General features: G+C 71.9%; 16 protein-coding genes. 12 read left to right on the top strand and 4 right to left on the bottom strand.

Going from position 1 to position 14,654, the window contains the following annotated elements; translation table 11 throughout:
- Positions 1-7: 7 nt before the first annotated feature.
- The gene (locus MHW47_RS11630; protein WP_239222639.1) at positions 8-544 is read left to right on the top strand and encodes an arginine repressor; all 537 of its coding nucleotides are present in this window, start codon (positions 8-10) and stop codon (positions 542-544) included.
- Between the two features lie 11 nt (positions 545-555).
- Here the strand turns inward: MHW47_RS11630 and MHW47_RS11625 are convergent, their stop codons facing one another.
- Complete coding sequence (locus MHW47_RS11625) at positions 556-1,263, bottom strand: L,D-transpeptidase family protein (protein WP_239222638.1); 708 nt, start codon at positions 1,261-1,263, stop codon at positions 556-558.
- A 190-nt stretch (positions 1,264-1,453) separates the two neighbouring features.
- On the opposite strand from MHW47_RS11625, the gene argH reads away from it, so the two are divergent.
- From argH to MHW47_RS11605, 4 genes are all read left to right on the top strand, one after another.
- Positions 1,454-2,881 carry an argininosuccinate lyase gene (gene argH, locus MHW47_RS11620; RefSeq protein WP_239222637.1) on the top strand — a complete coding sequence of 476 codons (1,428 nt, stop codon included), beginning with the start codon at positions 1,454-1,456 and terminating at the stop codon, positions 2,879-2,881.
- Positions 2,882-2,946: 65 nt separating this feature from the next.
- Positions 2,947-3,918 carry an aldo/keto reductase gene (locus tag MHW47_RS11615; protein WP_239222636.1) on the top strand — a complete coding sequence of 324 codons (972 nt, stop codon included), beginning with the start codon at positions 2,947-2,949 and terminating at the stop codon, positions 3,916-3,918.
- Positions 3,919-3,995: 77 nt separating this feature from the next.
- A complete protein-coding gene (locus tag MHW47_RS11610) occupies positions 3,996-4,547 on the top strand; it encodes a TetR/AcrR family transcriptional regulator (RefSeq protein WP_239222635.1) in 552 nt (183 codons plus the stop codon).
- Positions 4,544-6,088 (top strand): MFS transporter, encoded by a 1,545-nt coding sequence (locus MHW47_RS11605; protein ID WP_239222634.1) that lies wholly within the window; start codon positions 4,544-4,546, stop codon positions 6,086-6,088. Before MHW47_RS11610 ends, MHW47_RS11605 begins: the two co-directional genes overlap by 4 nt.
- A 71-nt stretch (positions 6,089-6,159) precedes the next feature.
- Here MHW47_RS11605 and MHW47_RS11600 read toward each other — a convergent pair whose 3' ends face one another.
- On the bottom strand, positions 6,160-6,831 hold the full coding sequence (locus tag MHW47_RS11600; protein WP_239222632.1) for a 1-acyl-sn-glycerol-3-phosphate acyltransferase: 672 nt from the start codon (positions 6,829-6,831) through the stop codon (positions 6,160-6,162).
- A 233-nt stretch (positions 6,832-7,064) separates the two neighbouring features.
- Here MHW47_RS11600 and MHW47_RS11595 point away from each other — a divergent pair, with 233 nt between their 5' ends.
- Positions 7,065-8,225, top strand: coding sequence for a glycerophosphodiester phosphodiesterase (locus MHW47_RS11595; RefSeq protein WP_239222630.1), 1,161 nt, complete (start codon positions 7,065-7,067; stop codon positions 8,223-8,225).
- A 203-nt stretch (positions 8,226-8,428) separates the two neighbouring features.
- Positions 8,429-8,935 carry a GNAT family N-acetyltransferase gene (locus MHW47_RS11590; protein ID WP_239222629.1) on the top strand — a complete coding sequence of 169 codons (507 nt, stop codon included), beginning with the start codon at positions 8,429-8,431 and terminating at the stop codon, positions 8,933-8,935.
- Positions 8,936-8,959: 24 nt separating this feature from the next.
- On the opposite strand, the gene MHW47_RS11585 is transcribed toward MHW47_RS11590, so the two are convergent.
- Together MHW47_RS11585 and MHW47_RS11580 are read right to left on the bottom strand one after the other, a co-directional pair.
- The gene (locus MHW47_RS11585) at positions 8,960-9,397 is read right to left on the bottom strand and encodes a hypothetical protein (protein WP_239222628.1); all 438 of its coding nucleotides are present in this window, start codon (positions 9,395-9,397) and stop codon (positions 8,960-8,962) included.
- Positions 9,398-9,399: 2 nt separating this feature from the next.
- A complete protein-coding gene (locus tag MHW47_RS11580) occupies positions 9,400-9,759 on the bottom strand; it encodes a hypothetical protein (protein ID WP_239222627.1) in 360 nt (119 codons plus the stop codon).
- A 601-nt stretch (positions 9,760-10,360) separates the two neighbouring features.
- On the opposite strand from MHW47_RS11580, the gene MHW47_RS11575 reads away from it, so the two are divergent.
- From MHW47_RS11575 to cbiE, 5 genes are all read left to right on the top strand, one after another.
- The gene (locus tag MHW47_RS11575) at positions 10,361-11,422 is read left to right on the top strand and encodes a methionine ABC transporter ATP-binding protein (protein WP_239222626.1); all 1,062 of its coding nucleotides are present in this window, start codon (positions 10,361-10,363) and stop codon (positions 11,420-11,422) included.
- Positions 11,419-12,087, top strand: coding sequence for a methionine ABC transporter permease (locus MHW47_RS11570; protein ID WP_239222625.1), 669 nt, complete (start codon positions 11,419-11,421; stop codon positions 12,085-12,087). The genes MHW47_RS11575 and MHW47_RS11570 overlap by 4 nt, the downstream gene beginning before the upstream one ends.
- Before the next feature lie 70 nt (positions 12,088-12,157).
- A complete protein-coding gene (locus tag MHW47_RS11565) occupies positions 12,158-13,015 on the top strand; it encodes a MetQ/NlpA family ABC transporter substrate-binding protein (protein ID WP_239222624.1) in 858 nt (285 codons plus the stop codon).
- 103 nt (positions 13,016-13,118) lie between these two features.
- On the top strand, positions 13,119-13,805 hold the full coding sequence (locus MHW47_RS11560) for a GNAT family N-acetyltransferase (protein WP_239222623.1): 687 nt from the start codon (positions 13,119-13,121) through the stop codon (positions 13,803-13,805).
- A 109-nt stretch (positions 13,806-13,914) separates the two neighbouring features.
- Positions 13,915-14,654: precorrin-6y C5,15-methyltransferase (decarboxylating) subunit CbiE (gene cbiE, locus MHW47_RS11555; protein WP_239222622.1), on the top strand; the 740-nt coding region annotated here is incomplete at its 3' end.

The following is a 14,654-nucleotide window of genomic DNA, read 5'->3' as shown; positions in this document are numbered from 1 at the left end:
GACGACGATGACCGAGGCGCAGGAATCCGAGTTCGGCGGGCCTTCGGTGCCGCAGACCCGCACGGCGCGCCACCGCCGGATCGTGGACATCCTCAACCGGCAGCCGGTGCGCTCGCAGAGCCAGCTGGCCAGGCTCCTCGCGGACGACGGGCTGAGCGTCACCCAGGCGACGCTCTCCCGCGACCTGGACGAGCTGGGTGCGGTGAAGATCCGCAACACCGGGGGAGAGCTGATCTACGCGGTGCCGAGCGAGGGCGGATTCCGCACCCCGCAGGCACCGCTGGGCGGTTCCGCCAAGGAGGAGCGGATGCGCAGGCTCTCCGCCGAGCTGCTCATCTCGGCGGAGGCGTCGGCCAACCTGGTGGTGCTGCGTACGCCGCCGGGCGCCGCGCAGTTCCTCGCCTCGGCCATCGACCAGGCCGAACTGCACGACATCCTCGGCACCATCGCGGGCGACGACACGCTCATGCTGATCAGCCGCGACCCGGCCGGCGGGCAGGCGCTCGCCGACCATCTGCTGCGGCTTGCGCAGAACGAGCGCTGACGGCGCGGCGGTCAGTAGTTGGTGATCGCGGTCGGCCCCCCGTAGGTGCCGATCGCGATGTGCGGTTTGCGGGCCGGGTCGGCCCAGACCAGGATGCGGTCCATCGCGTCCGCCGGTACGGAGACGCAGCCGGCGGTCGCGCCGGACCCGTTGACGTGCAGGAAGATCCCGGCGCCCCGGCCGCGCACCGGCGCGTCGTAGTTGAAGCCGATGACGAGGGCGCGGGCGTACTGGGTGGGGTACGCGGTGATCTGCTCGGACTCCGAGGCCCGGCAGTCCGAGGGCAGCGGCTCCACCCACCGGTTGTAGTCGCGCGCCTCGTTGTCCTCGCACCACCAGGACTTGGCGGTGGCCCGCCGGTACGGATAGCGGATGCCGGCGGGCGCCGCCGCGACCCCGAACGCGTACGGCAGGTCGTACAGGCCGGTCGGCGTCGTGTACGTGCTCTGCTTGCGGGTGCTGCCCTCGGTGAGGCCCTTCGAGCCGAACCGCGCGGTGGCCTTCCCGGCGGCCACCCACCGTCCGTCCTTCAGGTCCCACCAGGTGAGCGTGCCGGACGTGGACGAGGTGCCGTCCGCCATGGCCGTGATCAGCTGGGTGCCGCCGCCGGTGTCGGCGAGCCGCATCGGCAGCGGGGCGGTGACCAGGGGCGGCCGGCCGGCCCCGACCACGGTGCCGAGGGCCAGCAGGACGGCGGCGGTGGTGATGAGTCTTCGCATGGAACGGACTCTAGGACGCCGCCGCGTCCCCCACCCGGGCAACGGCGGAGCCGGACGAGCCGATCCTCTTTGACAAATCATGCAGTCAATTGCATAGTTATGCCTGTCAGTGATCGTGGCGACGGCCGCACCGTGAAGGCGCCGGTGGCCCCGCGCATCCGATTCCCCTGGTTCTTCCGAGGAGCACGCAGTGAGCAACGGCAACGGCGACGTACGTCTCTGGGGCGCCCGCTTCGCCGACGGGCCGGCCGAGGCGCTCGCCCGGCTGTCGGCCTCCGTCCACTTCGACTGGCGGCTCGCGCCGTACGACATCGCCGGCTCCCGCGCCCACGCCCGCGTCCTGCACAAGGCCGGGCTGCTCACCGAGGACGAGCTGAACCGGATGACCGCCGGGCTGGACCAGCTCGAAGCGGACGTCGCGGACGGCTCGTTCACCGGCACCATCGCCGACGAGGACGTCCACACCGCCCTGGAGCGCGGGCTGCTGGAGCGGCTCGGGCCCGACCTCGGCGGCAAGCTCCGGGCCGGCCGGTCCCGCAACGACCAGATCGCCACGCTGTTCCGGATGTACCTGCGCGACCACGCCCGGATCATCGGCGGCCTGATCGCCGACCTCCAGGACGCGCTCGTCGGACTCGCCGAGGCCCACCCGGACGTGGCCATGCCCGGCCGTACGCACCTCCAGCACGCCCAGCCGGTGCTCTTCGCCCACCACGTCCTGGCCCATGTGCAGGCGCTGTCCCGCGACGCGGAGCGGCTGCGGCAGTGGGACGAGCGGACCGCCGTCTCGCCGTACGGGTCCGGGGCGCTGGCCGGGTCCTCGCTGGGGCTGGACCCGGAGGCGGTCGCCGCCGACCTCGGCTTCGAGCGCGGCTCCGTGGGCAACTCCATCGACGGCACCGCCGCACGCGACTTCGTCGCCGAGTTCGCGTTCGTCACCGCGATGATCGGCGTCAACCTCTCCCGGATCGCCGAGGAGATCATCATCTGGAACACGAAGGAGTTCTCCTTCGTCACCCTGCACGACGCCTTCTCCACCGGCTCCTCGATCATGCCGCAGAAGAAGAACCCGGACATCGCGGAGCTGGCCCGCGGCAAGTCGGGCCGGCTCATCGGCAACCTCACCGGCCTGATGGCCACGCTCAAGGCCCTGCCGCTCGCGTACAACCGCGACCTCCAGGAGGACAAGGAGCCCGTCTTCGACTCCTGCGACCAGCTGGAGGTCCTGCTGCCCGCGTTCACCGGCATGATGGCGACGCTCACCGTCAACCGGGAGCGCATGGAGGAGCTGGCCCCGGCCGGCTTCTCGCTCGCCACGGACATCGCCGAGTGGCTGGTCAAGCGGGGCGTCCCGTTCCGCGTCGCCCACGAGGTCGCCGGCGAGTGCGTCAAGGAGTGCGAGCACCACGGCATCGAGCTGGACGAGCTGAGCGACGAGCAGTTCGCGAAGATCTCCGAGCACCTCACCCCGGAGGTCCGCACCGTCCTCGACGTGCCCGGCGCCCTCGCCTCCCGCAGCGGCCGCGGCGGCACCGCCCCCTCCGCCGTCGCCACCCAGCTGGCCGAGGTCAAGGCCGACCTGGCCGTCCAGCACGCCTGGGCGGACGCGCGCAAGTAGCCGCTCGCGCATCGCGGGCTACGTTGAAGGGTAGGCGCGTCCTTCCCGACGACGAGGAGCCCGCGATGCCGTTCGCCCGCCTGTCCGCCGCGACCACCCCCACCGCCCACATCGGGCTCGGCCTCGCCGCCGTCGGCAGGCCCGGCTATCTCACCCCGCACCGCGACCGCGACCTGCCGGGGGACCGCTCGCCCGACGCCCTGCGCGACCGTACGCACGAACTCCTCGACGCCGCCTACGCGCAGGGCGTCCGCTACATCGACACGGCCCGCTCCTACGGGCGCGCCGAGGAGTTCCTGGCCGGCTGGCTCGCCGCGCACCCCGAGGCGGACGACGTCGTCGTCGGCAGCAAATGGGGCTACACCTACACCGCCGACTGGCGCAGCGACGCCGAGACGCACGAGGTGAAGGACCACGGCGTCGCCGCGTTCGAACGCCAGAGCGCCGAGACCGCCGCCCTCCTGGGGGACCGGCTCGACCTCTACCAGATCCACTCCGTCACCCCGGACAGCCCGGCGCTCACCGACAAGGACCTCCACACCCGCCTCGCCCGCCTCGCCGAACGGGGCGTCAGCATCGGCCTGTCCACCAGCGGACCCGGCCAGGCGGAGGCGATCCGGACCGCCCTCACGATCACGGTGGACGGCGCCCCCCTCTTCCGTACCGTCCAGGCCACCTACAACGCGCTGGAGACCTCCGCGGGCCCGGCGCTCGCCGAGGCGCACGCCGCCGGGCTCACCGTCATCGTCAAGGAGGCCGTGGCCAACGGCAGGCTCGCCGGTGACCAGGCGCCCGCCGTGGTGCGGGAGATCGCCGGGGAGGAGGGCCTGGGCAGCGACGCGGTCGCCCTCGCCCTGGTGCTCCACCAGCCGTGGGCCGGAGTGGTGCTCTCCGGCGCGGCCACCCCCGCCCAGCTCCTGGACAACCTCCACGCCACCGTGCCCGTCCTCGACGAGGAGCGCCGGGCCCGGCTGGACGCCCTGGTCGAGGAGCCGGAGGCGTACTGGCGGCACCGCGCCTCGCTGCCCTGGAGCTGACCCCGGCGCCCGGGACCGACCGACCCCACCCCACCCCGGATGAGACAACAATGTCTCATCCGGGTTATTGTCGTCTCATGAGTCTTGATCGTGAGCAGGTGCTGCGCACTGCGGCGGCCCTGCTGACCCGCAAATCCACCGCCACCATGGACGAGGTCGCCCGCGCCGCCGGCATCGGCCGCGCCACCCTGCACCGGCACTTCGCCGGCCGGGACGCCCTCGTCCGCGCCCTGGAGGAGCTGGGCATCCAGGAGTTCGAGGCGGCGCTCGACGCCGCCGCGATGGACGAGGGCACCAGCGAGGAGGCGCTGCGCCGCTTCGTCGTCGCCGTCGAGCCGAGCGCCGGACTGCTCTCCTTCCTCGTGACGGAGAACCAGCTCTTCGAGGGCGAGAACCGGAACGCCGGCTGGGACCGGCTGGACGCCCGCGTCGCGGCCTTCTTCCGGCGCGGCCAGGAGCGCGGCGAGTTCCGCATCGACCTGACGCCGGCCTGGCTGACCGAGGCGCTGTACGGGCTGATCGGCAGTGCCGCGTGGGCCATTCAGGCCGGCCGCGTCGCCGCACGGGACTTCCCGTACATGATCGCCGAGTTGCTGCTCGGCGGCGCACGCCGGAGCGTGGAGCAATGAGCAGCGTCGCAGAGCAACCGGAACCCCCCGTAGAGCCGTACCGCCCCGGCCGGTGGATCGCGCTGGCCGTCCTCGTCCTCGCGGTGCTCCTGGTGGCCGTGGACGCCACCGTGCTCGGCCTGGCCACCCCGTTCCTCAGCGAGGACCTGGAGCCGACCGGCACCCAGCTGCTGTGGATCGGCGACGTCTACTCCTTCGTCATCGCCGGACTCCTGGTCTCCATGGGCAGCCTCGGCGACCGCATCGGCCGCAAGAAGCTGCTGCTGTGCGGCGCCACCGCCTTCGGCGCCGTCTCGGTGCTCAACGCCTACGCGCACACCCCCGAGATGATGATCGTGGCGCGGGCCCTGCTCGGCGTCGCCGGCGCCACCCTGATGCCGTCCACCCTGGCCCTGATCCGCAATCTCTTCCACGACCCGCGCGAGCGCAGCTTCGCCATCGGCATCTGGGGCGCCATGGCCTCCGCCGGGGCCGCCGTGGGACCGGTCGTCGGCGGCTTCCTGCTCGAACACTTCTGGTGGGGGTCGGTCTTCCTGATCAACCTGCCCGTCATGGCGGTGCTCGTGGTGGTCGGCGTCAAGCTCATCCCCGAATCGAAGAACCCGGCGCCCGGCCCCTGGGACCTGCCGAGCGTGGTCCTCTCGCTGGTCGGCATGATCGGCGTCGTCTACGCCATCAAGGAGATGGCCGCCCACGGCGTCGGCTGGGCCTCGGCCCTGGTGGGCGTCGCCGGACTGCTGGCGCTGGTCTGGTTCGTCCGCCGCCAGTTCCGGCTCACCGCGCCCCTGCTGGACATGCGCCTCTTCCACCACCGGGGCTTCTCCGGCGCGGTGCTGGCCGATCTGCTGACCATCCTCGGCCTGTCCGGACTGGTCTTCTTCCTCTCCCAGTTCCTCCAGCTGGTCCAGGGGCGCGGACCGCTGGAGGCCGGGTTCGCCGAACTGCCCGCCGCCGTGGGCGCCGTCACGGCCGGCCTGCTCGCCGGTACGGTCGCCCGGCGGTACACCGTACGGGTGGTGGTCTCCGGCGGGCTCGGCGCGATCGGCCTGGCCCTGGCCACGGTCGCCGCCGTCCACCGCGACACGGACTATCCGCTGATCGGCGCGCTGCTCCTGGTCGTCGGCGTCGGCGCGGGCTTCGCGTTCACCGTCACCTCCGACGTGATCCTCTCCAGCGTCCCCAAGGAGCACGCGGGCTCCGCCTCCGCGGTCTCCGAGACGGCCTACGAACTCGGCGCCGCGCTCGGCATCGCGCTGCTCGGCTCCATCGTGACCCACTCGTACCAGAGCTTCACGGCCCCCGAGGGAACCCCGCCCGCCGTCTCGTCGGCCGCGCACGAATCGCTCGGCGGCGCCGTGGAGTCCTCGCACCTGCTGCCGGCGCACGAGGCGGCCGGCCTGGTCTCCGCCGCCCAGGACGCGTTCGTGGACGGGCTGCACGTCGCCTCGGTCGTCGGAGCCGTCGTCCTCATGGCGACCGCGGTCGCCGCCTGGTTCCTGCTGCGCGGCCAGGAGTTGGAGGAAGGCATCGCGCACGAGTGACGCCGCACGGGCATACGTGTGAGGGCCCGCCCCCGGCCGGGGGCGGGCCCTCACACGTCACACGGAACGGATCAGGCCGCCTTCGCCTTGGTCGCGTACATGTCCACGTACTCCTGGCCGGACAGCCGCATCACCTCGGCCATCACGGAGTCCGTCACCGCCCGCAGCACATAGCGGTCGCGGTCCATGCCCTCGTAGCGCGAGAACTCCATCGGCGCGCCGAAACGCACCGTGACCTTGCCCGGCCGGGGCAGGCCCGCGCCGCCCGGCTGGAGCTTGTCCGTGCCGATCATCGCGAACGGCACCACCGGCGCGCCCGTCATCAGCGTCAGCCGGGCGATGCCCGTACGGCCGCGGTAGAGCCGGCCGTCGGGGGAGCGGGTGCCCTCCGGGTAGATCGCGAAGGCCTTGCCCTCCTCCAGCACCCGCCGGCCCGTCATCAGCGCCGCGACACCGCCGCGCCCGCCGTCGCGGTCCACCGGGATCATGCCGACGCCCGTGAAGAACCAGGCCATCAGCCGGCCCTTGAACCCCTTGCCCGTCACGTACTCGTCCTTGCCGATGAAGTGCACCGGCCGCTCGCAGCAGATCGGCAGGATCATCGAGTCGATGAACGTCAGGTGGTTGCCCGCGAGGATCACCGGCCCGGTCCCCGGAATGTTCTCGATGCCGTCCACCCGCGGACGGAACATCAGGCGCAGGATCGGTCCGAGCACTGCCTTGATGAGTGCGAGTCGGGACAACGCTTCCTCCGGTGTAGTGGCCGGGCCGGCCGGGCGACGGATGGTGGGGGTCCATGCAGGTGAGGACGATACTCGCGGGTACCGGCCCCGCGCACATCGGGTTCACACACCGGATACACCGTGTCGACGCGCATTCGCGCCGTGTTCTTCCAGGTGCCGCCCCCACGACCCCGTTCCTGCCTACGCTCGGTCCTCGCCCGACAGGTGCCGTACATCACATGCGAGGAGCATTCATGACAGAGCGTGCGCAGGCCGCACCGGGACGACGGACCCTCATCGGGGCGGGGGCGGCGGTCCTCACAACCGCCGCCCTGGGCGTCACCACCGCACCGGCGCAGGCGGCCGGACACCACGGGGGCCGCGGCGGCCACCGCCTCGACCTGCCGGTCCCCACCGTCATCGGCCACCGGGGCGCCAGCGGCTACCGCCCCGAACACACCCTGGGCTCCTACCAGCTCGCCCTGGACCTGGGCGCGCACATCATCGAGCAGGACCTCGTCCCGACCCGCGACGGCCACCTCGTCTGCCGCCACGAGAACGACATCACCGCCACCACCGACGTCTCCGAACACCCCGAGTTCGCGAACCGCCGCACCACCAAGACCGTCGACGGCGCCCGCCTCACCGGCTGGTTCACCGAGGACTTCACCCTCGCCGAGCTGAAGACGCTGCGCGCCAAGGAGCGCATTCCGGCCAATCGTCAGAAGAACACCCTCTACGACGACCGCTGGGAGGTCCCCACCTTCGAGGAGGTGCTGCGCTGGGCCGACCGCGAGGGCCGCCGCCGCGGCAAGCCCGTCTGGCTCTACGTCGAGACCAAGCACCCCACCTACTTCCGCGGCCTCGGCCTGGGCCTGGAGGAGCCGCTCGCCAAGCTCCTGCGCCGCTACGGACGCCACCGCGCCCAGTCCCCGGTGATCCTCCAGTCCTTCGAGCCGAGCAGCGTCCAGCGCCTGGCGAAGCTGGTCGCCACCCCGCGCATCGTGCTGCTGTCCGGCACCGGCAGCCGCCCCTGGGACTTCCAGGTCTCCGGCGACCCGCGCACCACGGACGACCTGATCACGCCGGAGGGCCTGAAGTGGCTGGCCTCCTTCGCCCAGGGCATCGGCCCCACCCTGGACCTGATCATCCCCAGGGACGCCTCCGGCCGGCTCACCGAACCCACCACGCTGGTGCGCGACGCCCACGCCCGGGGCCTCGTCCTGCACCCGTACACGATGCGCAACGAGAACGCCTTCCTGCCCGCCGACTTCCGGCGCGGCACCGACCCGAACGCGTACGGGGACGCGTTCGGCGCCTTCGCCGCGTACTTCGCGACCGGGATCGACGGTGTCTTCTCCGACAACCCGGACACCGCCCTGCTCGCCGCGGCGGACCACGCGGCACGCCGCTAGGAGAGGCGGCCCGGCTCCGCGCCCCCTCCGCTCCCGTCACATCGCAGGGGAGTTGGGTATGTCACAGCGGAGTTTGGGCCCCATCCGTTCCCGTCGCCTTGGATGTCTGCGCAGAATGCTCCCCGGCGGAGGTTGTCGCTCCTGATCTTTGGGAAAGGAGCGGAAGACAACCGGCGGATCAGGTGAGCGGGAGGCATGCGCACATGGGCATGAGCGTGACCATCTCGGCGGCGGGCGCACAGGACGCCGAAGAGATTCTGAAGCTTCAGTACCTCTGTTTCCAGAGCGAGGCGGAGCTGTACGGCAATTACCGCATCGACCCGCTCGTCCAGACCCTCGACTCGCTCCGCGCCGAGATCGCGGACGATCTGGTGTACGTGGCCCGCCTTGGCGACGAGGTCGTCGGCTCCGTGCGGGGCACGATCGACGAGGAGGGCACCGGCCAGATCGGCAGGCTCTGCGTCCACCCCCGGCTGCGCGGCCACGGCCTCGGCGCCCGGCTGCTGCGCGCGGCGGAGGCCGGCCTCGCCGAGGAGCGCTCCGCCACCCGCTTCCGGCTGCACACCGGCCACCGCAGCGAGGGCAACCTGCGCCTTTACCGGCGCGCGGGATACGCCCCCGTGGGCAATGCCACCGGCAGCGACGGCGTCATGATGATCCTCCTGGAGAAGGAGGCCCAGGTGCCCGGCGCGTACGTCGCCAGCGCCTAGGACCCGCCCGCCGCGCTCCGGCCGCTACGCGGTACGGGCGCGGCGCAGCCACATCATCCCGGTGACCGGCAGGATCACCGGGATGAACAGGTAGTCGCGGCCGCAGTACGACCACACCGTGGCGTCGGCGAACGCGGACGGCTCCACCAGCGTCCACGCCCCCACCACCAGCACCCCGGCCAGCTCGGCCGCGCAGCACACCAGCGCCGTCCGGCGCGCCCGCTCGCCCCCGCGCACCAGCGAGTACGTGATGAATCCGTAGACGAGCGCGGCCACGGCCGACAGCACGTAGGCCAGGGGCGCGCGGTCGAAGTCCAGGATCATCTGGACGATCGAGCGGGACGCCGCCGCCACGGTGAACACCCCGTAGAACCAGACCAGGACCCGGCCGGGGCCCCGGCTCAGGTCGAACGGCCGCTTCTCGTCGGCGGCCGTCGCCGGCGTGGTGTCGGTGTCGGTCACGGTCAGCCTCCCCAGATGTCGTAGAGCCGTACTTCGAGGACGGCCAGGACGACCGCGCCCGCCGCCACCGTCACCGAACCCCAGCGGGTCCGCTCGCTCAGCGACAGGAACCCCGCCGCCGGAACGGCGAGGAACGCCCCGGTCAGATACGCGATGAAGATGGTCATGCCCTGCTCGGGCCGCTCGCCGCGGGCCAGCTGCACGATCCCCGTCACCAGCTGCGCCAGCGCCAGCAGCGACACGACGGCCATACCGATGAAGTGCCAGTCCTTGGTGGGCTGGTCCCGGTAGGCGGCGTGTCCGCACCAGGCGGCGAGGGCGAGGGCGGCCGCGGCGACCGCGACCGTCAGGGCGTCGAGCATGTGCCGAGGGTATTACGGGGCGCCGGAACGACCGCGTGCGCCCCTGCGGGGCGGGCGCCGGGACCGGGGCGCACGGGCCGGTGGTCGTGGTCTTGACCACAGCGGGAATCCCTGCCGACCGCCCCGAGCCGTACGGAACAAGCCGCTCTTCGACGGCATCACCGCAGGTCAGGGCGGTGTGGCCGGAATTCGATCCGCGTGGCGGGCGTGCGCCGCCACCCTGTCCGGCAGTGTCCGCTATTCGGACAATCGGTTCGACGGCCGGTTCCGGTCTGTTTTACTTGGGCCCATGACCACGACGAGCAGCCGCACCCTTGCGACCGAGGCGAACACGACGCCCGGTGCTCGTTGTATGTGTCGAATGCGCGCCTTCTGAGGGCCCACGACCGAGCCTCGCGCCCCGAAGCGACACACCCTTCCCCGGCCGTCCGCACCCAGCGGCACGAGCCCGCACGGGCCTCCGGCCCGCGGTGAACGCCGCGCCCGGCCGCCCCGGAACCCGCTCGGAACGTCCGATCGAAAACGTCCGGATCACCTCCCGGACGCATGCCCCGTGCCCGGCGGACACCGCGCCGCGCACTCGACAGTGACGGAAACCCCTGTGATCACCACGACGGGCCTGACGAAGGTCTACCGGTCGCGCGACCGCGAGGTCACCGCCCTGGACGGCGTCGACCTCCACGTCCGCGAGGGCGAGGTCTACGGCGTCATCGGCCGCAGCGGCGCCGGCAAGTCCTCCCTCATCCGCTGCGTCAACCTCCTGGAGCGCCCCACCTCCGGCACCGTGACCGTGGCCGGCCAGGACCTCACCGCCCTCGCCGGACGGGGCCGCCGGGCCGGCCGCGAACTGCGCGAGGCACGCAGCCGCATCGGCATGGTCTTCCAGCACTTCAACCTGCTGGCCTCGCGCACCGTGCGGCGCAACGTCGAACTCCCGCTGGAGATCCTCGGCGTCACCGGCCGCGAACGCACCCGCAAGGCCCTCGAACTCCTCGACCTGGTCGGCCTCGCCGACAAGGCCGACGCCTACCCGGCCCAGCTCTCCGGCGGCCAGAAGCAGCGCGTCGGCATCGCCCGCGCCCTCGCCGGCGACCCCAAGGTGCTCCTCTCCGACGAGGCCACCTCCGCCCTGGACCCCGAGACCACCCGCTCCATCCTCCAGCTCCTGCGCGACCTCAACCAGCAGCTCGGCCTCACCGTCCTGCTCATCACGCACGAGATGGACGTCGTCAAGACGATCTGCGACTCCGCCGCGCTGATGCGGGGCGGCCGCGTCGTCGAGTCCGGCACGGTCGCCGAACTGCTCGCCACCCCGGGCTCCGAGCTGGCCCACGAGCTGTTCCCCGTCGGCGGCACCGCCTCCGCGGCCGACCGCACCGTCGTGGACATCACCTTCCACGGCGACGCCACCGCCCGTCCGGTGATCTCCCAGCTCTCGCGCACCTACAACATCGACATCTCGATCCTGGGCGCGGCGATGGACACCGTCGGCGGCCGGCAGATCGGCCGCATGCGCATCGAACTGCCCGGCCGGTTCGAGGAGAACGTCGTCCCGATCGGCTTCCTGCGCGAGCAGGGCCTCCAGGCCGAGATCGTGGACGCCGCGCCCGCCGCCGTGACCGCCCCCGCAACCGCACCGCTCACCAAGGAGGTGGCGAAGTGACCTGGTCCGAAATGCAGCCGCTGCTGACCCAGGGCACCGTCGACACCCTCTACATGGTGCTGTGGTCCACCGTCGTCACCATCCTGGGCGGCCTGCCGCTGGGCGTCCTGCTCGTCCTCACCGACAAGGGCGGACTGCTCCAGAACACCCCGGTGAACAAGGTCGTCGGCGTGATCGTGAACATCGGCCGCTCGCTGCCGTTCATCATCCTGCTGATCGCCCTGATCCCCTTCACCACCTGGGTCGTCGGCACCTTCATCGGCCCCACCGCCATGATCGTGCCGCTCGCGGTCGGCGCCATCCCGTTCTTCGCCCGCCTCGTCGAGACGGCGGTCCGCGAGGTCGACCACGGGCTCGTCGAAGCCGTCCAGTCCATGGGCGGCTCCATCCCGACGATCGTCCGCAAGGTCCTCCTCCCGCAGGCCCTGCCGTCCCTCGTCTCCGGCGTCACCACCACCGTCATCGTGCTCATCGGCTACTCCGCGATGGCCGGCGCGGTCGGCGGCGAAGGGCTCGGCTCCAAGGCCGTCACGTACGGATTCCAGCGCTTCGACAACCGGTTCATGCTGGTCACCGTCGCGGTGCTGATCGTCATCGTGACCCTCGTCCAGCTGATCGGCGACCTCGCCGTCCGCCTGCTGGCCCGCCGCGGCCGCACCTCCTGAGACTTCTCTCCCCACCGAGCCCGCACTCCTTGTCCGGGCGCACCACCACCACCTGAAAGAGGCACTTTTCGTGCGTAACCACATCAAGTACACCGCCGCTGCCGCGGCCACCGCCGCCCTCGCCCTCGGCCTCACCGCCTGCGGCACCGACTCCGACCCGGCGCCCAAGGGCGGCGCCGCCGCCGACAGCTCCAAGGCGCTCGTCGTCGCCGCGTCCCCGACGCCGCACGCCGACATCCTCGGCTTCGTCAAGAAGAACCTCGCCGACAAGGCCGGCCTCAAGCTGGAGGTCAAGGAGTTCACGGACTACGTCCTGCCGAACACCGCCACCGAGAGCGGCCAGGTCGACGCCAACTTCTTCCAGCACCAGCCCTACCTGGACGACTTCAACGACAAGAAGGGCACCCACCTGGTGTCCGTCGGCACCGTCCACCTGGAGCCGCTCGGCCTCTACTCCAAGAAGGTCAAGGGCCTCGACGGCATCAAGCCCGGCCAGACCATCGCCGTCCCCAACGACACCACCAACGAGGGCCGCGCGCTCCAGCTGCTCGCCGAGAACGACCTCATCACCCTCAAGGACGGCGTCGGCACCAGCGCCAAGCTGAGCGACATCACCGACAAGAAGGGCCTGGAGTTCAAGGAGCTGGAGGCGGCCACCGTCCCGCGCGCCCTGAACGACGTGGACGCCGCCGTCATCAACGGCAACTACGCCATCGAGGCCGACCTCAAGCCCGCGAAGGACGCCCTCGTCCTGGAGAAGGCGGACGGCAACCCGTACGCCAACATCATCGCCGTCAAGAAGGGCGACGAGAGCGACCCCCGCGTCCGCAAGCTCGTGGAACTCCTGCACTCCGACGAGGTCAAGAAGTTCATCGAGGACACCTACCAGGGCTCGGTCGTCCCGGCCTTCGGCAACGCCAAGTCCTGACCCCCGCAAGGAACTTGCCCGGCGAGCCCCGCACACCCCGCCCAGGGGGGTGCGGGGCTCGGCCGTGCGGACCCGGCCATGCACGCCGCCCCCGCGATGCTGCATGCTGTGCATTTACACGGTCTTCGGCATGGAGCGGCGCATGACTTCCACCTTCCCGGACATCTCCATCAGCACGGACCGGCTGGTGCTGCGCCCATTCGACATGGCGGACGTCCCCGCGTACATCGAGATGATGAACGACGAACTCGTCACCGCCTGGACCCACGCGCCCCACCCCTACACCCAGGTCGACGCCGAACGCTGGGTCCGCCGGATCGCCCCCGGCCACCGCACCAAGGGCGACGGGATCGCCCTCGCCGTCACCGAGTTCCTCACCCAGCGCCTCGTCGGCTCCGTACGGCTGCGCAACACCGACTGGCGCACCCTGTCCACCGAGGTCGCCTACATCACCGCCCCCTGGGCCCGCGGCGAGGGCTACGCGACCGAAGCCGTGCTCGCCGTCGCCCAGTGGCTCTTCCGCGACCAGGGCTTCGAACGCATCGAACTGCGCACCGCCGCCGACAACACCGCCGCGCAGCAGGTCGCCCAGAAACTCGGCTGCATCAGCGAGGGCGTCCTGCGCAACGCCCGCATAGCCCGTTCCCGGACCGAGAACGGCACCGACGGCGGCTGGACCGACATCCGCACCGACCTCATCGTCTGGGGCCTGCTCCCCGAAGACCTCGAAGGCGTCGCCGAACAGCTCGCCGACGCCGGCGGGTACGGCTCCTACAACGACTGGCACTGACCGGGCCCGGGGCCAGACACCCCACGGCCCCGGGGACCGGGTAACCTCACCGTGCCCGCCCCGGGAACAACGCCCCCGCCTGCGACGACTCCAGGAGAATGACACCAAGATGGCCGACCGGGTCACAGTGATCGGCTGGGACGGCTCACCGCTGACCAGAGCGGCCACCGCCGCACTCTCGGCCGCGACCCTGGTCGCCGGCGCCGCCCACCACCTGGCACTGCCCGAGGTGCCCGAGGGCGCCGAACGCATCCGCCTCGGCTCCGTGGACCTCGCCGCCCGCCGCATCGCGGGCCACCGCGGCAGCGCCGTCGTCCTCGCCGACGGCGACCCCGGCTTCTTCGGCGTCGTCCGCACCCTGCGCGCCCCCGAACACGGCCTGGAGGTCGAGGTCGTCCCGGCCGTCTCCTCCGTCGCCACCGCCTTCGCCCGCGCGGGCATGCCCTGGGAGGACGCCCAGACGGTCGTCGCCCACCCCCGCACCCTGCGCCGCGCCGTCAACGTCTGCCGCGCCCACCACAAGGTCGCCGTCCTCACCTCACCCGGCGCCGGCCCCGCCGAACTGGCCCTGCTGCTCGAAGGCGTCCACCGCACTTTCGTCATCTGCGAGGAACTGGGCACCGACCGCGAACAGGTCACCGTCGTCACCTCGGACACCGCCGCCGACCACGACTGGCGCGACCCCAACGTCGTCATCGTCATCGGCGGCGGCCCCGAACGCCAGGAGGCCGCCTGGATCGCGGGCCGCCACCCCGCCTACCCCCAGGGCGTACGCGGCTGGGCCCTGCCCTCCGCCGCCTACCCCGGCCCCGGCGCCCGCCCGCCGGGCGACAGCGGCGAGGGCGAGGG

Source organism: Streptomyces sp. OfavH-34-F, from assembly GCF_022347745.1.
GTDB lineage: Bacteria > Actinomycetota > Actinomycetes > Streptomycetales > Streptomycetaceae > Streptomyces.
Note: the sequence above shows the minus strand (reverse complement) of the source record. Positions and strands in the feature narration are given on the sequence as shown.